At 47.5% G+C, this 23,904-nt stretch carries 17 protein-coding genes; all 17 read right to left on the reverse strand.

The window, feature by feature from the left end; translation table 11 throughout:
* Nucleotides 1–36: 36 nt before the first annotated feature.
* A complete protein-coding gene (gene sprA / locus P2W84_RS14695; RefSeq protein ID WP_276090908.1) occupies nt 37–7,212 on the reverse strand; it encodes a cell surface protein SprA in 7,176 nt (2,391 codons plus the stop codon).
* Nucleotides 7,213–7,224: 12 nt separating this feature from the next.
* Nucleotides 7,225–7,809, reverse strand: a complete 585-nt coding sequence (ruvA, locus tag P2W84_RS14700) for a Holliday junction branch migration protein RuvA (protein WP_276090909.1) — start codon at nt 7,807–7,809, stop codon at nt 7,225–7,227.
* A gap of 2 nt (nt 7,810–7,811) precedes the next feature.
* Nucleotides 7,812–10,127 carry an NADP-dependent malic enzyme gene (locus P2W84_RS14705; RefSeq protein WP_276090910.1) on the reverse strand — a complete coding sequence of 772 codons (2,316 nt, stop codon included), beginning with the start codon at nt 10,125–10,127 and terminating at the stop codon, nt 7,812–7,814.
* A 73-nt stretch (nt 10,128–10,200) separates the two neighbouring features.
* Complete coding sequence (locus tag P2W84_RS14710; protein ID WP_276090911.1) at nt 10,201–11,400, reverse strand: lytic transglycosylase domain-containing protein; 1,200 nt, start codon at nt 11,398–11,400, stop codon at nt 10,201–10,203.
* Nucleotides 11,401–11,428: 28 nt separating this feature from the next.
* On the reverse strand, nt 11,429–12,886 hold the full coding sequence (gatA, locus tag P2W84_RS14715) for an Asp-tRNA(Asn)/Glu-tRNA(Gln) amidotransferase subunit GatA (RefSeq protein WP_276090912.1): 1,458 nt from the start codon (nt 12,884–12,886) through the stop codon (nt 11,429–11,431).
* Entirely contained in the window at nt 12,864–13,043 is a 180-nt protein-coding gene (gene tatA / locus P2W84_RS14720) for a twin-arginine translocase TatA/TatE family subunit (RefSeq protein WP_276090913.1), read from the reverse strand. The genes gatA and tatA overlap by 23 nt, the downstream gene beginning before the upstream one ends.
* Before the next feature lie 10 nt (nt 13,044–13,053).
* The gene (locus P2W84_RS14725) at nt 13,054–13,389 is read right to left on the reverse strand and encodes a twin-arginine translocase TatA/TatE family subunit (RefSeq protein ID WP_276090914.1); all 336 of its coding nucleotides are present in this window, start codon (nt 13,387–13,389) and stop codon (nt 13,054–13,056) included.
* Between the two features lie 56 nt (nt 13,390–13,445).
* A complete protein-coding gene (locus P2W84_RS14730; protein ID WP_276090915.1) occupies nt 13,446–14,720 on the reverse strand; it encodes a peptidoglycan DD-metalloendopeptidase family protein in 1,275 nt (424 codons plus the stop codon).
* Nucleotides 14,721–14,741: 21 nt separating this feature from the next.
* Entirely contained in the window at nt 14,742–15,530 is a 789-nt protein-coding gene (locus P2W84_RS14735) for a DUF4292 domain-containing protein (RefSeq protein WP_276090916.1), read from the reverse strand.
* Nucleotides 15,508–16,578: a tetratricopeptide repeat protein gene (locus P2W84_RS14740; protein WP_276090917.1), complete on the reverse strand. Its 1,071-nt coding sequence runs from the start codon at nt 16,576–16,578 to the stop codon at nt 15,508–15,510. Before P2W84_RS14740 ends, P2W84_RS14735 begins: the two co-directional genes overlap by 23 nt.
* Nucleotides 16,575–18,098, reverse strand: coding sequence for an oligosaccharide flippase family protein (locus P2W84_RS14745; RefSeq protein ID WP_276090918.1), 1,524 nt, complete (start codon nt 18,096–18,098; stop codon nt 16,575–16,577). The genes P2W84_RS14740 and P2W84_RS14745 overlap by 4 nt, the downstream gene beginning before the upstream one ends.
* Nucleotide 18,099: 1 nt before the next feature.
* Nucleotides 18,100–18,378, reverse strand: coding sequence for an acylphosphatase (locus tag P2W84_RS14750; protein WP_276090919.1), 279 nt, complete (start codon nt 18,376–18,378; stop codon nt 18,100–18,102).
* A gap of 17 nt (nt 18,379–18,395) precedes the next feature.
* A complete protein-coding gene (locus tag P2W84_RS14755; protein WP_276090920.1) occupies nt 18,396–19,343 on the reverse strand; it encodes a nitronate monooxygenase in 948 nt (315 codons plus the stop codon).
* A 2-nt stretch (nt 19,344–19,345) separates the two neighbouring features.
* Nucleotides 19,346–20,524, reverse strand: a complete 1,179-nt coding sequence (locus P2W84_RS14760) for an amidohydrolase family protein (RefSeq protein ID WP_276090921.1) — start codon at nt 20,522–20,524, stop codon at nt 19,346–19,348.
* A gap of 33 nt (nt 20,525–20,557) precedes the next feature.
* Complete coding sequence (locus P2W84_RS14765) at nt 20,558–21,925, reverse strand: RagB/SusD family nutrient uptake outer membrane protein (protein ID WP_276090922.1); 1,368 nt, start codon at nt 21,923–21,925, stop codon at nt 20,558–20,560.
* Nucleotides 21,926–21,966: 41 nt separating this feature from the next.
* Complete coding sequence (locus tag P2W84_RS14770; protein ID WP_276090923.1) at nt 21,967–23,079, reverse strand: FecR family protein; 1,113 nt, start codon at nt 23,077–23,079, stop codon at nt 21,967–21,969.
* Nucleotides 23,080–23,185: 106 nt separating this feature from the next.
* Nucleotides 23,186–23,773 carry an RNA polymerase sigma-70 factor gene (locus P2W84_RS14775; protein ID WP_276090924.1) on the reverse strand — a complete coding sequence of 196 codons (588 nt, stop codon included), beginning with the start codon at nt 23,771–23,773 and terminating at the stop codon, nt 23,186–23,188.
* Nucleotides 23,774–23,904: the final 131 nt, after the last annotated feature.

A 23,904-nucleotide genomic window follows, 5' to 3' on the forward strand; every position in this document is an offset into this window, starting at 1 on the left:
CGCCAAAGGTAAATAATCTGATAATCACTCACAATCTTAATTCAGCGTAATTCTTAAACTGAACCCGAAATTGCTGAAAGAAGTATTGAATGTCTGAGACGTGTAAGGCCTGGTAATATTGGAATCATAGAACAGGCGGATATTGAAGCGCTGGTTCAGGATATAATCTACACTTGGCCTGAAAGTAATGTTCTGCGAACCTGAAGATACCTCGGCCTCCGTGACATCCGGCCTGAAAATTACCATTTTGTTGTCCCTCACCGCTACATCCAGTTTAAAGTCCATGTTGTTGTCCATTTTCAGTCCCTTGAAAAGTCCGAAAGGAAACCTGAACTTATTGGTGCGGTAACCCAGTCCAAAGACGAGGTTGTTTTCAGAAAGCTGGGCCAGCTGGCTATTGGCGAGGCTAAGCCCCAGCATCCTCGACCTGCCCAGTTCAAAATTTGCCGTCAGGTTATTCTTGAACCGGGTATCGATTCCTACCAAGGGGGCAAACTGCTCGGCAATGGTTACCTGACTATATTGATAAACCGGCAAAAAGTTACCGTTAGCATCCCTTACACTGGAATATCCATTGGTCTCGCCATACCTGATCAGCGAATTGAAACTGTTTACACTGTATATGGAACGATAGGAATGCCTGATGTCTATTGAAGAGAAGCGATCGGCCAGGAACCCGATCCGGGTAAGGCCGCGGTAATTGAGCCGCCAGTTAGGCAAAGGAATCTTGGGGAATGCATTTAAACTTACCGATGAAGCATCTTTCCCGGTATAGGCCGCAATAAAGGCAGAAACGACAACATCCTGGGCATTCTTATCATAGCCATCGGCAAAACCTCCGGTGCTCCCGGAGGAATTTGGGTTTAATGTGCCCAGCCGCTGGGAAATGATCTCCCGGTTGGCCATGAACTGATTGAACAACCGGGAGACTGTACTGCCCGAATTTTCCGAAAATGCGGTGCGAAGGGTAATGAAAGATATACTGTAATCTCCCGTGGTATAGGGGCTTTGATTCTGGAATGCAGCGGCATCGGAATTATACCTCAGGTTTGAAGAAAAATTAAGTGTCCTGTTCTTAGTCGCTGTCAGCGTGATGGTCAGGTCCTTTAATGGCTCTACCAAGCTTGTGAAAGCCAGGTCTTCGCGCAGGGTATTGACATAAAGCTGGGTCTGTAAGCTATCCCTGGTGATCCAGCCACCAGCCAGGGCCTCGGCCCTGATGTCACGCTGGCTACCCAGTACAAAGGCCAGTCCCGGTGCTCCTGTTGCCTCATCCAGTCCAAAATAACTGCTCCTGGGCAGGAAGCCAGGCAGATAAATGCCCTTGTTCTCTACGTAGCTTCCTGTAATGTTCTTGATACCGGTTAACAGGCCCAGCAAGAATCCGGGCCCCGAGCCATCTTTACCGGCTTTCCGGATAAACCCAAATTTGTTATACAGGCTCGCAAAGTTCAGATTAGGGTTTACCTGTATGATCCTTGAATTCTGGATCGTATTGCCCAGGTTGATCTCCGGGTTCCTCAACGTCGACAGCGGTTCTGTCTGCCAGTTGAAATTCGTTCCGTAACGTGTGGCCACATTTACCCATTCCATACCCGGTATCTTATTGACCGGCAGGTTATAGGTAATGTTCATGGTATGGCTATAGTCTGTGGTACGCCCGAGCTTCTTCAGGTTTTCCCATACCGTATCGCGTTTCAAGCCGTTTACCCTGCCTTCAGGTTCATCTACTATGGAGTAATTGGTCGCGTCAAAATCAAGGGTCAGCGACCGCGTCAGGTTCCAGGAAATGCCATATACCCTGGTGATCAGAAAATTCTTGTTGAACGTGGTATTGACGGGTATTGAATTTGCGGGGTCATTGTTCCTCAGGCTGTTTTCTGAAAAATACCGCTCTACGTCAATCCTGAAGTTGATGGCGTTGGGCAGCAAGGTAAAATTAAAGTCCTTCAGAAGCGCCATCAGGTTGGACTTGATCAGTTTGCTGAAAGGCTGGTAGCTTTTCGATTGTCCTGCGTAATTATAGGCAAGAGACGCCCGGTAAGTTTCCTGGACATTATTCTGGTTGATAAAGTCCCGATGGTAGAACTTGGTATACGCATAACTGGCGTTGAGGTTTTCCACATCCCAGAGCTTCGGTCTTTTATCAGGGTCTGTCCGCTCCTTTCTCACATTCGTAAAACTGATGCTGTTACGTCTGGTATAATCCTGGGCATAATCCAGGATTTCTTTCTTCTGTGCCTGGGTTGCACCCTCCAGTGCGGTCTTCAATTCAATATCCGGCGTCCTGGGATCATACTGCGGTGTGCTGACCTGATTTGAATAACTGACGAACATCGGGATCTTTACCCCGCTCCGTTTAGGCAGCAGCATGCCCAGCTCCATACTGGAAGAAATATCAAAGAAGACGTTGTCGGCCCGGTTACGTTCGCTTACCCGGGATTCCAGCGAACCGAAACCGACGGTCGACTTACTTCCCGAAACATTAACGTCAGCAAAATCCGCAAGCTGTGCGTTCATCCTTGCCGTAGCGGCCCATCCGCCACGTTCGTCGAAGTGTGTCAGCCTGAGTTCATTGAACCATACCACCGCGTTTTTATCCAGCCCGTCATCTCCGACCGGGCTCGCACCGTTACGGAGCGGATTCTTGATCCCCAGCATATACACCCGGACCTTACTCATATCCGGCTGGCCCTTAATGGTGATTTTTTTCCCGTTCACCACGTAATCAAAAGGAATATTCACCGGCCAGGGCTGACCGTTCAGCAAGGCCCTGTTCCTTTCAATCTTTGCCTTCTGAAACAGCTCCAGCGCTATATCCAGTTTGTTCTGGTCGGGCCATATCGCATACGGGTCACTGGTTCCCGGATTGGTTACTTTGAGCGGCTGCGAATACTCATAATAATTGTCCTGGTTGTCCGTCCCTATCCTGAGGAACGCATGTACATCATTGTCATTCAAAGGGGAATTGCCCAGTGCCTCCAGGTGTACATACATTTCCAGGCGCTTGTAAGAACGAAAATCATTGATCGCCGTCTTGAACGTTGCCCGTCCGTAACCGTCGCGAAGATTTTTCACAGTCACTGCAAGCGACTGCTCATTCTGCCTGGTATCACCACGGTAATTGGTAAAATCCCTTTCACGCTCTATTCCGGGAGGCAATACGTAAGGGATCGGCGTACGTTTACCATTTTCCTCAATATTGACAGTGGCCACTTCAATGGTAGAATTATCGGGAGCGGCCGGGACCAGGCTCTGGTCTGCAATGACCTTATCGGCATCATTAGCGGCGTTGTATTGCCGCCATTCGCCGCGCACCAGCTGTATCTTTCCGAAACGGAGTACAGCGGTATCGGTGAAATTGGTCATGAACAATCGCAGGAAGCGGATTGATTTAAAGTCTTGTATATTGCCTACCCGCTGCTGGTATTGTGCCAGAGGTATCCTGATCTGGTACCAGGTCACCGGCTGCGTCGTGCCATTGGCCAGTTTAACCTGCGAGGTCACCTTATCCGTTACAAAGTTCTGCCCTACCATGAGGTCTCCCGGACGCATGGAAACTTTATACTGGAAGTATTCGTCGCTTTGGGTCATGTTATTATCTCTGTTCACGTCTTCTCCGTCCGGCAGGGAAGTAGAAGCAGAATTTTCTACGCCAAAGTCTTCCTGGCTCTGCTGCGGCGTCTTGGCATTACCTTCGGTGCCATTATAACGCTGATAGCGTTGCAGGATACCTGCGTTGGCGGCATCGAGTTCCCTGCTCCGGTAATAAGAATAATCATCGGAAGAGGGGTCATTATCCAGGGCTGCGGCAGCGTCGGGGTTCAGCTGGGCTTTGATCTGAGCGATCTGCGCAGCGAATTTCACGCGCTCGTCCTGGTTAGATAAGCCGTCAAGGCCCACATCCTGTATCCGCCGCGCATTGGGGTCATTGTCAAACGCCTGGACCACCGGCTGTAGCTTGGGTACCCGGCCCCAGGAAGTTTCATCATATTTGGAAACATCGCCATCTGCAGGCAAACCATTTTCCAATGATTTACGGCCATCCTTTAAAATGTCTTCTGAAATGTTACCGATGTTGAAATACAGATCCCCACCCGCAGCATTGGGTTTATAGATAAAGGGGTCCATTACCCATAGCTCTATAAACTCAATGTTGAGTGCCTCAAAGTCGTTGGATTCGATCCTTCTGAACATGCCGCCCCATCTTGAACGGGGATTGTTCAGGGCGCCGTTTGCACCGAAACCGGTAGGCGTATAGTTATATGGTCCGCGTACCGTGGGATAAAAAGCGACATCGAGGGTGGGTAAGGTGATTGCCTGACCGGTACTGGTTTCCTTAAAGGGAAATACCTCCTGCTCAATGATCTCACGTACATAATGATTAGAAAGCTCGGCCCTGTTATTTCTGATGTTTGCAGGAGTAGTACTTGCGTTGCGGTTATAAAAGGTCGGGTCAATATTATAAAATGCGATCCTGGCCCGGTTATATCCGTAGCTCAGTTTATCGATGTCCTGCGATTCAGGGAACATTTGCGGCGTACCGGATATCTGCCATGGCACTGCACTTTTGAGGTCGATCACCGAACGGGAAGCCTCGAAATCGTCCAGGTAACTTGTTCCTCCTTTATCGCCGGCAAAATTCAATGCATTCGGATGCCCCGGCAGCAACTGGGCAAATTCTCCCGAGAAAGCGATGCTCGAAGGAGCCTTGGTAGAAATCAGTGGTAATTTATCCACCAGTCTTGTAAGGAATCTGGAAGGAGAGCTGTAATTCAGGTCAACACCCCAGATCGTATTGGAAATGGGTTCCTCACCGATGTTTACCTTAGGCGTCAGCGGCTTCTCCGAAAGGCTCATAAAAGTTCCGCCGAGATTCAGCTTGTTATTCACCTTATAATCAAGACGCGTACCGAACAAAGACCGTTGCTGAAGGCCGAAAAGCTCATTATTCTCCGTAGAGATCCTGATGGGCTGCCCGGACATCAGCACGCCTGTATTCAGTATCTTCACCCTTCCACCCTGGTAGTCTACAGTAAAGTCTGTACCTTCCTGCAATGGAATGGTCCCGGCAAACACCTTTACCGATCCTTCAGGTACGTTGATTGCATTCAGGCTAAATTCTGACGAAACCTCGGACTGGTAACTGCCTTTTATGATATAACGGTTCTGGTTCGTAAAAAGTTGCTGAGCGATCACTTTGGTAGAATCGTACAACGCAGTAAATGCATATCTGTCAGCCAGCGACTGTTCCGTCGGCAGGAACTGGTCAGCGAGGTCTTTACCAAAGGGTTCTATTACCGGGAATATGACCCGGCCGTTCAACGGATCTATCGTGACATAGCCACTGACCGTATTGGTCATTGCAGCCGCAGCCGTATTGTTGCCATTCAAACTGCCAGGTATTACGGACGATGCACCTAAAGCAGTGCTTGTATTTTCACCAAAGGGCCTGTTTTCTGCCTTAAAATCAAAGATACCATCGGGCCTGGCCTCATCCTGCTGGTTCAGACGGTCAAGTCCCGTTACCTGTATCCAGAGTTTGTCCTTCAGTGGTTTCCTGTCCTTGTCCAGTTTTTCGCCCTCGGTAATTACGGGGCGTTCGATACCAGTCCGCTCATCTATCCGGAAAATATCCAGTTTGAAATTCTGCGAACTGATCTGATATCCGCCGATTGAATAGATATTCTTCATCATCAGGTCCCAGGTCGGCAGATTCGTTTTTGTAGTTTCGTTTTTCAGCAATTTGGCATACAGTACTTTGGGGGCAGCCTGGTCAAAAGGGATATCCGTAGAAAATTCTCCCACCTGGTATTCCACTCCATTATAGGTGTAGCGATAAGCAACCGCAAGTACCTCGTCCGTGTTCAATGCGTTGTTCAGTGAAATATAACCCAGCTTCGGATGAAAAGTAAATTCCCTTTCGGTCAGCCTTCTTGCATAAGTCAGCTTAGCGAAGTTATCTGTCCCCCCCTTGCCCTGAAAGAATGAGATCACTGCATTGGAATTGGTCTGCCTGGCATCTGCTGGGAGCAGTTCCAACAGGTTGTTGGATGGTCTTGGAAAAGTAGGGTTTGTAAATCCGGAAGGGAGTGCAGAATACCCCGCACCCGAAAGCTGTGCAGTATTATAGGGTCTGTTCTCGCCCAGATCAATAAATCCCAGCACATCCCTGGAATCCTGGGTGCTTCCGGATTTATTGGTAATCCAGACCTCTATTTTTGTAATGATCACCCCTGAGGTAATTGTCGGCGGATTGGAAAGCGCCCGATTATAGTTATCTCTGAAATACTGGGCCAGGAAATAATGCTTATTCGCCTCGTAATTGTCTGCGCTCATCCTGTACTCGTTCTGCTGCGCCCCATTATTGATCTTTATCTCCCTTGACTGAGACTTCTGCTGGGTAAAGACGGAGTTTACCATCAGCTTGCCAAACTGCAGCTGTGTCTTGACACCGAAGAGCGCCTGCGTACCGTTGATCAGCGTAGTATTTAACGGGAGGCTCACATTACCTGCTTCAATCTTCTTAATAATATCATCTTCACCGCCGGTATAATCCAGTTTGATCTGGTTTTCGAAGTCAAACTGCGCTTCGGTATTGTAGTTCATATTGACCTTCATCTTCGTACCGATGTTGCCGATCACATCCATCTGTATGCGCTGATTGAAATCAAAATTTCCCTGTACCCGCTGCCGTTCATTGAACAGCGGGTTTTCATTCCGGTTGATGCGTCCCAGAAAAGTAAGCTCCGCTTCCCCCCTGGGTTGTATATCTATGGTCGTTCCCCCAAATATCCTTTCGAAAGCACGGCTGTTGACCTGCAAACTGGGGATTATCCCCGTTCGTCTCACCTCATTTACTTCCCGGTCAGAAAATTGCCTCCAGTTTTCCCGCTTGATCTCGCTGTTGATGAGTCGCTGATACTCTTCTACCGTCAGATACTGCGGTGGTCCATATAACCGGTCACCCACCAGCGTCCTGATGATATATCGCTTGTTCACTGCATCATACTCTACCGTTCTGCGAACATTTTCAGGTGTAGGATAAAAAGGGCTGTTCAGCGACCTGATGCCCAGACGCTGCTTCTCCCTGAGGCCGAATGGGTTTTTCACCGTATCACTAGGGGCTTTCACAGGATTGACCTGGGCATAAGCGCTTGCCCCGTAAAAACAGAGAGTGAGGAAGAGGGCCAGCGTTAAAAGATTTTTCAAGGGTAGAGTTAATTATAGATTTTTGAGGGCCAGTTTTATCATTTGTTCTACAGGGAGTTCAAGTCCTCCGGTTTTTATTACATTGTCGAGCACTTTTTCAGAGGCGGGTTTCGCAAAACCAAGCATGATCAAAGCAGAAAGCGCTTCTTCACGGGCAGTTGTTCTCAGCGGAGCCGCAATCAGCGAACCCTGACCTTCCTTCTTCAGTTTGTCCTGCAGCTCCAGCACCAGGCGCTGAGCCGTCTTTGCGCCAATGCCTTTGATTCGCTGGATCAGCGGCAGGTCTCCGGTGACGATCGCCGACTGTATTTCCACCGGTGTAATGGAAGACAACATCATCCGTCCTGTACCCGGCCCGATCCCGGAAACAGAGATCAGGTGCAGGAACAGTCGCCTTTCTCCCTCATCCGCAAAACCATAAAGCGTGTGTGCATCTTCCTTCACATGCAACCAGGTATATACTTTACAACGCTCATCATCACCGAGGTTACTGTAGGTGTTCAGCGATATGTTAATGTGATAACCAATGCCTCCGGCCTCAACAATAACGTAAGTGGGGCACTTAAAGGTGAGCCTGCCATCTATATATTCAAACATAACTACTTCTTAGAATCCTTTTTTAATCTTCCGCTCTTTTCAGGTGCCTGGTCCCTTTCCTTTCCCTGTGCATCCAATACCGCAATAGTGACCATATTCACTATTTCTCTTACCGAACTTCCCAATTGTACAATATGTACCGGCTTTTTAAGTCCCAGCAGGATAGGCCCTACTGCCTCAGCCTCACCCAGCTCCTGTAATAACTTGTAAGCGATGTTACCAGATTCCAGGTTAGGGAACACCAGGGTATTTGCCGGTGCATCTGCAAGTCTGCTGAATGGAAAATTATCCTGCATCATCGCACTGTTCATGGCGAAATTCGCCTGCATCTCCCCATCTGCTATAATATCCGGATGGCGCTCATGCAATATGCCGGTCGCCTTACGGACCTTTTCCGGAATGTCCCCGTCGTTGGACCCAAAATTTGAATAGGACAGCAAAGCGATCCGGGGCTGTATATTAAACCGTCTGACTGCCTTTTCCAGCAACAAGGTCAGATCAACCAGTTCTTCCGCAGATGGGTTCACATTGACTGTAGTATCGCCAAAAAAAACAGGCCCCTTTTTAGTCATCATCATGTACATACCCGCTACACGGTTTACACCGGGCTCGGTACCGATAACCTGCAGGGCAGGCTTAATGGTCGTGGCGTAATTCTTCGTAAGCCCGGAGACCAGGGCATCTGCATCCCCAAACTCTACCATAAAAGCACCGAAATAATTCCGGTCACGTAACAATTTAACTGCTTCCGTGAGGGTCACTCCGCGGCGCTGCCGCTTTCTGTAAAGTGCCTCTGCATATTTCGTTACCCTTTCCGGATCTTCAGCCGGATCGACGATCTGTACTCCTTCCAGTTCAAGCGCATTTTCAGCGATGATTTTTTCAATTGCAACGCGGTTGCCAAGCAGGATAGGAATCGCAATATGCTCATCCCTGACAATCTGGGCAGCCCTCAGTATTTTATAATTATCCGCTTCCGCAAATACCACGCGCTTAGGATCAGATTTTGCCTTGTTTGTAATGGCCCTCATGATCACATTCTCCCCGTCCAGCCTGCGCTCAAGTTCTTCCTGATAAGCATCCCAGTCTGTAATCTGCTTCCTTGCCACACCTGATTCGATCGCTGCCCGCGCCACCGCCATAGAAACATTGGTCAGCAGCCGGATATCCATCGGCTTTGGAATAATGTAATCTTTTCCAAACTTGATGTTATTCTGGTTATAAGCCATGTTGACCGCCTCAGGGACCGGCTTCTTTGCCAGTTCTGCAATTGCCCTGACGGCAGCAATTTTCATTTCCTCATTAATACCGGTAGCCCTAACATCCAAAGCACCCCGGAAAATATAAGGAAAGCCCAGTACATTGTTTACCTGATTAGGGTAATCCGAACGTCCTGTAGCCATGATCAGGTCCCTGCGTGAGTTTACCGCAAGTTCATAAGCAATTTCCGGATCAGGATTTGCCATAGCAAATACAATCGGGTTCTTCGCCATAGACTTCAGCATTTCACCATTTACACAATTGGCAGAAGACAAGCCGATGAAAACATCCGCATCCTTCATCGCCTCTTCCAGGGTATGCAGGTTCCTTAAGGTCGCAAACTCCGCTTTAACAGTATCGAGCTTTTGCCGGTCCGCACGGATTACACCTGAACGGTCACACATGACAATATTCTCCTTTTTTGCCCCAAGGGACACATACAGCCGCGTACAGGAAATCGCGGCGGCCCCCGCTCCGTTGACCACAATCCTGATCCGGTCCATTTTCTTTTTCTGAAGCTCACACGCATTTAACAATGCAGCGGCAGAAATGATCGCTGTACCATGCTGGTCATCATGCATGACCGGAATATTCATTTCCTCCTTCAGTCTCCGCTCAATTTCAAAACATTCCGGCGCCTTGATGTCTTCAAGGTTTATTCCCCCAAAAGTCGGCTCCAGCGCCTTAACCGTCCTTACAAAATCGTCTACACTGCGGACATCCAGCTCCAGATCAAATACATCGATATCGGCAAAGATCTTAAACAAAAGCCCCTTGCCTTCCATTACTGGCTTACCGCCTTCCGGGCCTATATCACCAAGTCCCAAAACAGCGGTCCCGTTGCTGATTACGGCTACAAGATTTCCCTTTGCGGTATATTTATACACATCCTCCTTATTTTCAGCAATCTTAAGGCAAGGTTCGGCTACTCCGGGAGAGTAGGCCAGCGTAAGATCCCTTTGGGAATTGGTGGGCTTTGTAGGGACAACCTCTATCTTTCCAGGTCTTCCCTGGGAATGATAGTCCAGGGCATCCTGCTTCCTGTTGGTTTTACTCATAGCGATTCAGATGTCAAGCAGCAAATTTACAATTCTTTTTAATTCGGGTTTTACCAAAAAGCGTCCGGTATCACTAACTCTTACGCCCCCGGAAATTGTCCTCGAGGTAAATCTTCAGCTTTTGACCGGGCATGATGGCAGCGGACCTTAATCCATTCCAGACCTTCAGATCCTGAACTTCAACATGGTATTTGTCCGCTATTACGCTCAGGTTCTGTCCCTTCAATACCCGGTGCAAAATAAAGGCAGGCTTTTGCTTTAACGGATTCCTGCGTTCGCTATCCATGTTTGCGGCCAGCAGCAGTTTCGCTTCTGCAGGATGTTCATCGCTGTTCAGTATCGCATAAACACGTGCGAAGGCTTCAAAGCCTGTCCTTGGTAAGACAAGTCGCTTAGGGGCATCGTTCGTCCCGTTAACCAGCTTCTTCTTATAAGAAGGGTTCAGGCTGCAAAGTTCGGCCTCACTAATCTCCAGCGTCTTCGCCAGATCAGGAATAGATACAAAACGGTTTACAAGAATAGTGTCCGTCTCCAGGCGGAAAGGAGCGGCGCGCTTGATGATCTCATGTTTATCTGCACAGTTCATCACATATAAAGCGGCGATAAAAGCCGGAACGTAGTTACGTGTCTCTTTTGGAAGATAGTTTCTCAATTCCCAGAAATCTGCGGTGTTGCCACGCTCCATAGCCCGTTTTACACAGCCCATGCCGCAATTATAGGCTGCAATCGCAAGCAACCAGTCACCCAGTTCCTCATAGGCGTCCCTGAAATAAGCCGCTGCTGCATAGCTCGCCTGTATGGGATCCCTGCGTTCGTCAACATAGCGGTCTATACTCAGACCGTAACCTCTGGCGGTTGTAAACATAAATTGCCAGAGTCCTGTCGCGCCTACCCTTGAAACCGCATACGGATCCATTGCAGACTCAATTACAGGAAGATATTTTATCTCCTCAGGAACATTATAACTTTTAAGTGCCTTGCTGAAAATCGGAAAATAATAGTCTGACAGGCCCAGCATCTTTCCAATCATCTCCTTCCGGCCCGCATAGATGTCTATGTATTCCTGAACATATTCATTATAAGACAAGGGTACCGTCGTCTGAATAGAATCCAGGCGTTTTTTAAAGACGTAGTGATAAGCGTTGAATTTCGGGACATCACCTACATCAGGCAGCGGAACGGTGTCGTTCAGGGTAAAGGATTGTTGGGCAGACGCAGAAAAGCCTAGCAGCACCAGGATACAATAGCATACCAGTAGTATTTTTTTGTTCATAGGCAGGCAGAGCGCTTTTGGTCTTTGTTTAGTTTACATACACGTTCATAAACTGATGCGCAAACGCAAGTAAGGTATCTTCATGAAAATGCCGTGCCATCAGCTGAATACTTAACGGCAAACCTTCCTGATTATTGTCCAGCGGCAAAGCTATTGCCGGAATACCTGTCAGCGAAGCCAGAACTGTAAAAATGTCTGCCATGTACATGACCAGCGGGTCTTCCATATGCTCACCCAACTTAAAAGCAGGGGTCGGGGCGACAGGTGAAACAATTAAATCATAATGCTCCAGCATTTCTTCCATCTTCTCACGGATGAGCTGCCGCACCTGCTGCGCCTTCTGGTAATAGGCATCATAATAACCGGCGCTCAGCACAAAGGTCCCTAAAAGAATTCTCTTTTTGACTTCATCACCGAAACCTGCTGCCCGGGATTTCCGGTAAAGTTCATTCAGGTTCCTGGCTTCAGTATCGCGGAAACCGTAATGTACACCATCATACCGGGAAAGATTTGAAGAAGCCTCGGCTGTAGTCAGAACATAATAGGCCGGGACAAGATAGTCAAGCAAGTCAAAAGAAACATACTCTACAACATGGCCCTGTGCCTTGAACCTTTCCAGGGCAGCTTCTACAGCATCCTTTACAGAATGGTCCAGAACACCGCTGTCCAAAGTCTCCTTAAGAACTGCTATACGCCTGCTTCCTGTTTTTTTCTCCAAATGTTCTGTATAGGGAGGTACAGCTAACCTTGATACCGTGCTGTCATAGTCATCAGCACCGGCAAGCACTTCCAGCAATACCGCTGCATCAGTTGCGGAATTCGTAATCGTGCCCACCTGGTCAAATGATGAGGCATAAGCGATTACACCGTACCTGGATATCCGCCCATATGTAGGCTTCAGCCCAAGGCATCCGCAGAACGCAGCAGGCTGACGCACTGATCCGCCGGTGTCTGTGCCCAGGGCCGCAAGACACAACCCCGCCTGGACAGCGACAGCAGAGCCTCCTGAAGACCCGCCTGCTACCCTTTCCGTATCGGCCGCATTCCTCACCGGACCGTAATAAGAGGTCTCGTTCGACCCGCCCATTGCAAATTCATCGCAGTTTAACCTGCCAATGATTACCGCGTCCTCCTTAAGCAGACGCTCAACGACGGTGGCTGAATAAGGCGAGACAAACCCTTCAAGCATTTTTGAAGATGCCGTTACCTCATGGCTTTTGTAACAAATATTATCTTTAATACCGATCACCATACCTGCCAGCTTCCCGGCAGTTCCTGCATCAATCTTAGCCTGCACCTTTTCAGCCTGTGCTGTTGCAGACTGTTCGAATACGCCATTAAAGGCATTCAGGTATTCATTTTCGCGGATTTGCTCCAGATAGTGTGCCAGGAGCTCAGGAACAGTAAGTGTCTTCTGTGCGATAAGCGCCCTGATTTCCGCCAGGGACTGATATTTCTTCTGTTTAGGCTGGCTTGTTGGTGTCATCCACGCCTTCTTTTCCGTCCTTAAACTCTTTCACTCCTTTGCCAAGGCCACGCATCAGTTCCGGAATCTTCTTGCCGCCGAAGAGCAGTAAAACAACCACAAGGATCAGAACGATTTCCGTAGTGCCCAATGCAGCCAGTATTGTTGTATTCAACATGATATTTTAATTAAAGGTTAGTCTTATCTGTTTCTATTTTATCTTCCCTGTCCTGCAGGTTTTGAGCAACAACATCTTCGTTGCCCGGATATCTGCTTTGAGATGTATCCTTCACTTCGTTTACGATAGCATTGACATCTTCTTCAATACCTACGGCATTTATGTTTCTCTGGATTTCACGCTTCACGCCTTCCGAGGCATCCTTAAACTCACGGATCCCTTTCCCCAGGCCTCTTGCCAGTTCAGGTAATTTTTTACCTCCAAATAACAAAAGCACTACGGCCAGGATCAGCATAATCTCACCGCCGCCCATATTCAGAAATTCAATAATCGTCCCTCTATACATCGTTTCTTGTTTATCTAATTGGTTTTATACAAATATAGTGAATTTAAACACCCAATTTACTTGGCAATCCAGCCTTCAGGATTTTGCGCGGCTATCCCTCTCCGGATCTGGAACTGAAGCTGAGGTGTACCGTCAGTATTTGCAACAACCCCGATCGTCTGTTTGGTGGTCACATTATCGCCCCGGGAAACACTCACAGATTTCAGGTTCTGATAAACGGTAAAATACTCTCCGTGCTTGATCAGTACATAGTATCTCCCAAGCTGCGAATCTACTGCACTGACTACTCCATTGAATACCGCCCGCACTGCCGCACCTTCTGTTGTTTCAATATTGACACCGTCATTGGTGTAACTTGCCTGTCCTTCCATGTGCCGCCCAAAACTTTCAACGATAGTTCCTGTGGCCACAGGCCATGGCAGCGAGCCTCTGTTTCCTTCAAACTGAGAAGACAAACGTGCCGATTCAGGAGTCGCAGTCAGGTAAGATCCGCTCGACCTGGGCTTTTCTTCGGTTACAGGTACGGGGCGGTTCTCCGCCTTCGCCTTTGCCGCAGCAGCCCGTTCCGCCGCTCTGGCTTCTTCCTCTGCCTTTCGCCTCGCAATCTCAATTTCCCTGGCAATTGCAGCACGTATGCTTCGATCCAGCTGGGCACGCTGTCTAACCCTTGCCGCAATGTCCTGCTTCAACTGCTTTTCCTGCTTGCTGTACCGGTTGAAAACCGCTGACTGCTCTGATTTATTCTTACCGAGCTTGCTTTTCTCCTGCTCCTGTTCCTGAAGTAAGCTGCTCTTTTCCTTCAGGTTCTTGTCCAATACCACGATCTCTGCATTCAAATCCTTTTGCTTCCCTTGAATATAACCTGCCTGCTTCTTGCGGTACTGTCCAAACTGCTGAAGGTATTTGATCCGTTTATAGGCCTGGTTAAAATCCTGGGCAGCAAAAATGAACATCATCTTGTCATAAGCATTCTGGTTACGCTGTGCAAACCGGATCATACTCGCATACTCCTTCTTTAACTGACTCAACTGGCCCTTAAGGTTATTTACGGTATTTGTGTTCTGGTGTATCTGGTTGTCGAGGTTCTTGATTTCAGAGTTGATGACCCCGATCTTATTCTGCATCAGCCGGATCTTTGCATTTATTGCATTGATCTGCCCTAATGTCAATTTTTTATTATTGGCCGCCTTATTTGCATTTTTTTGTAAGAGGTCTATTTCCCGCTGTATCGCTTCCTTCTTTCTCTTCAACTCCGCGCTGCTTTGTGAAAAGGCTCTTGGAACACCCATCAGGAACAACACAAGAAAAAACAGTAAATGGTATGGCTTCATTGCGTCAAAAGTATAAAAAAATCAATTGATTACCTCAAACTTAGCCGGAACACTAAAAGGATACTCCAGTTGAAGGTCTCGCTCTACTTTAGAAAAATCCAGATCAATCTTTACCGTCTGTTTGCCCGAAACCGAGCTTATCTTTGCTGAAGAAGGGAATAACAATTCATTTACCAGTTGATATTCCCCATACTGAACCTTAAGTGCCTTTCCGGATTTTACATCGTTCAGGTTCAAATCCGAGGTCTTGAGCAAAGTATTGAACAACACCTGGTAGCCCAATCCGCCCTGAACGCCTTTTAGTACCCAGTTTCCATTCAGTGTATCCGGAATGGTCTTCTGATCAGTAAAGGCAGCCACAGTGTTCCCTGTCAGCATGGACTGAAGCAGCATAAAGTCTACTTCCGGGCTTGCAAATTTCTGTATATAGGCAAATGGCTTCTTAAGATATACCTGTTGGAAATTGTTCCTCACCTTGATACTGTCCGGCGTGATCAATGCCCGCGCAACTTCTATCCCTGCAATCGCTGTTATACTTACCCATATTTTTTCGTCCTTCTGCATCCGGATATTCATCGCAACATTATTCCCGTTGCCATTTATATCCAGATAAGCCTTGGCCTTCAGTGATAATGTCCGGTAGCTGAAGTCCCTCTCGCGTAACCGTCGAAGCACCTCGGCGCTACGGGTATCGACGGCTGCAACCGGCCGTTCCGGAGGTTTTACCAGCGCCTTCTTCGTTTTGCACGCCATCGCCAGGCAACCTATGACCGCCAGCAGTAATGTACTATTTAATATATTTTTCCTCATTGATCTTTCTCTTCAGTTTATCTGTGTGGTTACCTGCTGCCTTCGATTTCTTCCATTGCTCTACCGCATCACTGGTCTTTCCCTTTAAAAAAAGCAAATCTCCATAGCACTCCAGCAATGCAGGGTTATCTTCGTCCAGGCCCATTGCTGTTTGTATCTGCTGCAGTGCATCATCAATACGTCCCGCATTCAACAAGGCCACTGCCTGATGAAAATACAGCGCGGCCTGACTGGGATATAGAGATAACGCTTCATCTCCGGATTTAATTGCCTCCTGGTACATTCCCAGCAAAAGCTGAGTCCTCATCAGGTGTTCCCAGGCCATATACAGCTGGTCTGTCAGCTTTACCGTCGCCTCAAATTTCTCCAGCGCGCCTTTCAGGTCACCCGCCTTAAACAAGACCTCTCCTTCTGCGAGCAATTGTTCAGGAGCCGTCAGCGTAACTCCAGCGGCACTGCTTTCATCGGAAACAGTGCTTCCGGCAGTTATCCTTTTTCTTGCCTTTTCCAGTTCTTCAGAAGGCCCGAACTTTTGCTCCATCACCACGTATGCCTTCGTCGCCTCCCCTGTCTTACCTCCCAGCAATAAAGCATTGGCACGGTCATAATAAAATGATTCATCTTCCGGGCTTAATGCAATCATACGGTCAAAGACATTAACAAGTGCATCCATATCTCCCTTACGTTTGTACAGTTCTGCAAGCATGCGCAAAAACCAGATATTGCCGGGGCGGGCAGCGGTAGCTTTTCGGATCGCAATCTCGGCATCCAGTAATTTATTCTGCCGGAAGCTCACAACTGCAAGTTCATAATTCGCAGGTGCATCCTCTGGCTGGGAAACCAGTATCTTTTTAAAACATTCTTCAGCTTTTGCATAGTTTTCGTTCAGCTTTTCCCTAAGCCCTTCAAAAAACAACAAGCGGACCGTGTTGCTGTCTGCCATAGCTGCAGGTTTCACCGTCTGCCCGGAAACCTGCATAAAAAATATCGAAAGTCCGTAAAACAGGGCCAGCAAAAACAACTTACAACTATCTATTCCAATCGTCATTTTCCTTTTAAAATCGCTTTCAGTCCTTTACGTTCCAGATAAACAGCAGCACCGGCAAACACCAGCAGCAACATGTTTCCAATGTAGATATTCCGGTTAAAAATATTGAAAGATAAAAATACAATCAAAATGGCAGCGAGCATGTAAGCTGTATTTTTCCTGATATGATAAGGAATAGGATAGTGCCGCTGTCCGAGAACATAGGACAAAATCATCATTATCGCATATGCCGACACAGATGCCCAGGCAGAGGCCAGATAACTATATTCGGGGATAAAAATCCAATTCAGTACGATCGTAACCAACGCACCAATACCCGAGATATAAAGACCGAAACGGGTTTGATCGGAAAGCTTATACCAGACGGATAAGTTCATATATATCCCTAAGCTCATATAGCCAAATATGAGCGGCGGAATCACGTTTAGCCCGGCCCAGTAGACATTATTTATTACCGTACCATTTACTATCCGGGTCTCGGCCCCCACGATAACACTAGCCAGCAAGTCTACATTGGCGACCAATGCAACACTGATTACTGCAACCGTAATGACAAAATAATCCATGATACGGGCATAGGTCTCACCAGCGTTACTATTCTTGGACTGGCTAAAAAAGAATGGTTCCGCACCTAACCGGAAGGCCTGGACAAACAGATTGAGGAACAATGCGATTTTTGCACACATTCCATAAATGGCGACATCTCTGTCTGCGATCTGAATCGGCAGCATGTGTTTCAGCATCGCCTTGTCCAGCGACTCGTTGATAATGAATGATATATTGGCGATGAGTATCGGCCAGCTATAATTCAGCATCTGCAAAAACATCCGCATGTTAAAATGCAACCTTAACTTCAGCAGCTCGGGCAACAGCAGCAATACCGTCAATGCACTCGCAAACAAATTTGACAGGAATACATAGCCTACCCACTTTGGCCGGTACCATACTGCCATCCATTCTCCTCCCGGCAATCCCCGGCTGATCATGAAAGGGACGATGAAAAGAAAAAACACGTTAAAAAAAACCACAATAAAGATATTGAGGCATTTGACCACACCAAACCGAACCGGTCTTCCCTCCGCCCTTAACCTTGCAAAGGGGATCACACATACCGCATCAGTAACCAGGATCGCCAGAAAACACTGCACATAGAATTTATAATCGCGGTAGGCCCCTGTATCCCCTGCCAGCAAAAAACGGATGACATCGTCCAGAAAAAACAGGGAAAAGGCAAGAAATACCATAGAAACAACAAAGACTGCTCCAAAGGAATTATTATATACGGTCTCCCTGTCATCGTCACGTTTCTGCAAATACCTGAAAAAGGTAGTTTCCATACCAAAAGCCAGTATGGCATTGATAATGGAGGCATAACCATACATCGCCGTAAAGATTCCGTTCCCACCTACCGGCAACGCACGTGCATAGACCGGTGTCAATGCAAATGCGATCATCCTGGAAAGGATCGTACTTACCCCGTAGATCAGCGTTTGCCCGGCAAATTTTCTGTATACCGACATGTTAACGTTTAACGATCACAAAATCCTTGAAATGCTTCAGTTCTCCTGCTTTAAAGGTACAGGATTCCACCCGTGCACGGTCAGGTCCGTCCCCGCACCATTCCATAAATGCATCGAGTTCCCAGCGGGCTGCCTCAGCCTCTATATATACAGAACCATCGGGTTCATTCCGTATAAAACCTTTGATCCCCGCCTGGTCGGCAACATATTTGGTGGTTTCCCTGAACCTTACTCCCTGCACCTTACCGTTTACCACAATATCCAGATGTACTGTTTCCATATATCCCTGCTTGCTTATTAAAAATACAACCGTTTCAACTTTTCCGATACGCCATTAAACTCATCAATCATCTCCTCCAGGATAGATCCGGCTGGCCTGATCCTGTTCAGCATCGCCGAAACCTGCCCGATCTCCAGTTCCCCCTGCGCGGTATCACCTTCGAACATGCCAAGCCTGGCCCTTCCCTTCCCCAGTAATCTGCTGAGCTCATCCACGGTAGCACCCCGCGCTTCAGCCCCCTTTATCGCTTCAGAAAATTCATTCTTCAGCAAACGTACGGGCACAAGCTTCTTCATACTCAACCGGGTATCTCCTTCCGACGCATCAATGATCTTTGCTTTAAACCGCTCATGTGCCGAAGATTCTTCTGCGACTGCAAAGGCCGACCCTACCTGCACTCCTTCCGCTCCCAGGGCCATTGCCGCCGCCATAGCGCGACCACTCCCAATTCCTCCTGCCGCAATTACCGGCAGCTTCACCAGGTCACAGATCATCGGAACCAGGCAAAAAGTAGTGGTCTCCTCCCTCCCGTTATGACCTCCCGCCTCAAACCCTTCAGCCACAATTGCATCTACCCCACTGGCTTCAGCTTTTAGCGCAAATTTTGAATTGGCCACAACATGCGCAACCTTAATTCCTCTTTCCTTCAGCCAGCCGGTCCAGACAGCAGGATTGCCTGCAGATGTAAAAACGATAAGTACTTTTTCTTCAGCGATGATGTTCATCAATTCCTGAATGTCCGGATATAACAAGGGCACATTGACACCAAAAGGCCGGTCCGTCGCAACCCTGCATTTCCGGATATGGTCGCGCAATACCTCCGGGTACATGGAACCGGCTCCGATTAAACCAAGCCCACCAGCCTCCGACACGGCAGCTGCCAGCCTCCACCCACTGCACCAGACCATACCAGCCTGGACTACCGGATATTTTACTCCAAAAAGTGACGTTATCCTGTTTTCCATAATCAATACAGACGTCTCATAGAGGCGCCAAGTACCAGTCCTCCGTTCCGTTCGTTAAATTTCAGCAAATTAATTCCCGGACGTTTACCTGGCTCAAAACTACCGTAACGCTCCGAAATGCCCAGAAATTCTGCCCCGTTCAGGCATGCCCACGTTAGGAGCTCTTCTACAGGCACCTTAAAATGCTGCTGCAGCGTCTGCATTTCCGAAAAAATACTCAGGCTGTCGTTACTGGCCAGACTGTCCGTGCCCAAGGTGATCCTTAATCCCTCCGCTCTCATCATTCCAACATCAGGCAACCGGTTTTCAATGTAAAGATTGGCATTAGGACAAAGGCACCAGTAAAGTTTATAGTGCAGCTTCCCGGAGAACACCACATCTTCCCTGCTCGTGAAGGTGTTGTGTACCAGTTGCAGACGTTTTCCCTTAGGTATAAATGGCAAGTAAGTCTGTAAAGATGTCTTACCACTTGCCTGGTAAAACCCTATATCCAGCCCCAACCTGGCAAATAATTCAGTAAAGCCCCCCGTCTTGTACTGAAAAAAAAGATTTTCATCTGAAGTCTCCTGATTATGTATACTGATACATCCCCCTTCATCATCCGGCATACCAGACAATCCGTAAAAAAGTTCCTCCGACACGGAATAAGGAGCATGTGGCGTGACAGAAGCCGGCAACGGCCCAAAACTACGTTTTAACTCCTTAGCCTTGTCCAGTATCGTCCGGGCCATGGCAGGGTCAAAACCCATGATCTCCACAAAAGTATGGTAATGAATCAAACTACCCCGTTTAGTGACGCGGGACACTGCCTGGTTGGCAATATCACCCACCGCAACGATCCCGTTTTCCAGCATCTCAATATCTGCCCGAAGCATGGCGGCATCCAGTTCGTATTCATCGGCCGTCCGGAGCCGCATCACTTCCTGAACAAAGCTGATGAGTCCGGTATGCTTCGCAATCTTTCCTCTCAGGCAGGAGAGTTCCAGGTGACAATGAGCATTCACAAAACCCGGCACCAGCAATCCCTCATGAAAGTGCACGTCTTTCAACCCGCGCGCACGGGCTGTCTCACTATCCAGCACTTCTGCTATCAGACCATCCGCTCCTACTCCGATAACACCATTCTTTAACGGCGGACTGCTAACCGGATAAACATAAGACGCGGACAGATAAGAAATCATGCTGTAAATAACATCAGGTTAAAATTTTCAGTATCAGCGGTCATTCTGCACAATGCCGCTGGCAACCTCATAATCGTCAATCGGAAACACATAACGCTTGTCATCCGGTTTCAACACATACTCGGTTCCGTTCAAGGTTCTTTTCAGGGTTACCTTAAAACGGCTGTCCCGGTTCAACCGCCTGAGGTCAGACCACCGCGTTCCTCTGAACACCAGTTCCTTCCTTCTTTCCCTCAATACCAGTTCCAGGGCTTTTTCTGCATTGTCGGCCGTAAGGTCAGTATATCCGTCCTTAAATCTTGTCCTCAGCAAACGGTTCAGATCTTCCATTGCCTTTGACACGTCACCGTTTCGGGCATTGCATTCAGCTCTGATGAGGAACAGTTCATCTGTGGTCAAACCGCCGAACAAAGTCCTGTCACCGCTGTAACTACCCCTGAAGTTAACTCCATTTGCCACCGTATTAAAAAACAGCGTGCGACGATAGTCATCTTCAGTATAGCTCTTATAAAGTTCCGGCTCTACCAGCAGGCGGGACGCGTTGAAAATTCCGTAGGTAAACGTACTGTGAAAGATCACTTCCTTATTAAATTTCTTAAAGGGATAGGAAGCAACATTAATTGATGAATAATTCAGCAGCTCATCACCAATATTTAATGCCGAGTCTGCATAACGCCCTGCGCTTTGGTAGTTCTCCATGGCAAGAAAAGTCCTTGCAAGCAACGCATATGCAGCTTTTTTAGAAGGCCGGGTCAACGCAACAGGGGTATCTGGCAGAAGCACAGCCGAAGCGCTCAGGTCATTGATAATCTGATCATAAGTCTGCTGGAGCGATGAACGGTAGACTTTTAAGTTGACATCATAGTCAAGTCGCAGGGGCAGGCCGGGATCGGTTGCAGCAGAAGTCCCGCTATAAGCCCTGCAATACTCCTGGGTAAGACCATAGAAGTCAAAAGCGCGAAAAAAAAGTGCACTACCCTTAACATTAGACCATGCCGCCTTCTGGTCTTCAGAAGGTTTAATTTTTTCAATGCCATTTAAGACTACATTTGCAGAAAGTATCCGTTTATAAGCATATTGCCAATCGTTACTTATCTCCCCTCCATAGAATTTTGCCGTCTCCTCCCAGATATAAGCAGACCGTTCCTGATTACCATAAAGTGTAAGCCAGGAATTATAAAGGATATAAAAATCACCAGCAGCAATCTCTCCGAGCCCTGAAGCCTGGAAAAAATTAAATATCGCTGTAGAGTTATCCAGCAAAGCCTGAAAATCAGTAATTTTTTGCGGAACTACGAGCAACCGGTCCGGCTTCGCATCCAACCAGTCCCGCTTACAGGAGTTCAAAAGAAATACCAACGCAACAGAAAAACTGATCAGATACTTCATGCGGAAATTCATAACCCCTAAATTAGGTATTTCCACAGACTCAGGAAAAAAAATCAGCGCACAATAACCTTTTTCCCCTCTAGCCGGAAGTTAACATTACCCGTAAGTCCCAGCACCTTCAAAACATCCTCTAATCTGTCCCTGCGGGAAATACTTCCACCGAGAATTATTTCAGCACGATCGGGGGTCCGGTACTCCACATCTATATCATACCACCGCTCCAGTTTCAGCATCACATTTGACAGTTGCTCATTCCGGAAAATGTACTCGTCTTTTCTCCATGCAGTAACCTCATCCGTATCTGCTTTTTTTACCATAAGGTGGTGTGTATCACTTTCCGCCTGTTCCCCAGGTCTGAGTATCGCAGATTTTACCGATTTTATACGAAGCGAGCCCTCTAAAAGTGTAGTTCTCGTCCATTGCCGTTCATGGTAAGATTCTACATTAAAATGAGTACCCAGCACTTCGATATGCTGGCTGCCCGCACGAACGGAAAACGGGCGGTCCCGATCTTTAAAAACTTCAAAGTAGGCCTCGCCGCTCATAGAAACGCTCCGTTTCAGAGCGAAATCAATAGGGGAAAGAATGAGGGTTGATGCGGCGCCAAGCCATACTTTGGTGTCATCCGACAATATTATTTCATATTGATTACTTCCTTTCGGAGTAGAGATCATATGGTTAAGCCGTTCCCCCTTCCCTAAATCCTTACCTTTCCGCCGGTACATCAATCTTCCGGGACCTAGTTTAACCACTTCAAATCCATTTCCATCAGCAATCACCCCTTCTCCCGCACTATCCAAATCTATCTGTAAACGACCATTTATGATCAAGGTGTTGTGACGTAACGAGTGGATCGGAGTTATTGTATCCAACGCAACCCGTGCTGCCTGCCTGTTGACCGCTGGGAAATACACAGTAAAAAAAATGGTGCCGAGCAGGGACGCGAAAACCGCTGCAGCAATTGCTGTACGCACCAGCCAGCGTCTTCTTGTCCCTACCACAGCCTCCTGTAATGAAAGCGCATTACGAATTTCTTTGCCCATCTCAATGAGCCTCTCTTCTGAGATATCTTTGTCTTTACTATCTTCGTTGAACTGCATGTACCAACGTTCTACCAAAGCCCGTTCCGCCAGGGTACATGTCCCTGCCAGATATCTTTTTAGCAAATCTTTTATTTCCGGCCTTTGCATGGGTACGCTCCAAATCGTCTACAATACATAAACGGTTGAGCGGGACGGAACAGGAAGAATTATTTTAATTTTTTTCAGGAAATTATAACGAATTGTAAATAAAGTAGATAATAATAAAAGTATCTGTCTTTTTTCTGAGTATCCTGATCGCGTTGGTCACTTGTTTGCTCACATTGGCCTCAGAAGTATTCAGCATTTCAGCAATTTCCCTGTGAGAATAATGCCCCTTCCGGCTCAGCTCATATATTTCTCTCATCTTTCTGGGTAAGGCCTGTACCTGACGCTCAATATAAGCGCTCAATTCCTTTTCCAGCACCCGGTGGTCAGTATCAGCATAGCTATAATTACTTGCAAAATCATTTAACGAGGCCTGTACATGATTTTCCCTCACCTTTTGATGTGCAAAGATATCCAGTATCTTGTTGCGGGTCGCCTTATAAAGATAGCCGGCCAGATTTGCAGCGTTCATCTCATTTTCTCTGCGGAGCCACAGGTTGACAAACAATTCCTGCACTACGTCTTTGGCCTGTTCCTCATCTCCCAGTTTCGTATAGGCATGCTGAAGCAGCATATAGTGATAACGATTATAAATTTCGGTATAGGCGTAGTGATCCGACGCCCTGAGCATCTTCAGCAACTCCTCATCGCTATATCTGTTATATCTGGTCATTCCCTTGTCTCACAAATATCGATTATTCACTGACTAATTAAAAAAATGTATAGCTTTTATCCAAAAATTCAGATACAAGCGTTACGCCTTTCACAACTGCCCATAACCAGGATATAAAGCCCTGCAATACT

Source organism: Pedobacter sp. JY14-1 (assembly GCF_029269825.1).
Classification (GTDB): domain Bacteria; phylum Bacteroidota; class Bacteroidia; order Sphingobacteriales; family Sphingobacteriaceae; genus Pedobacter.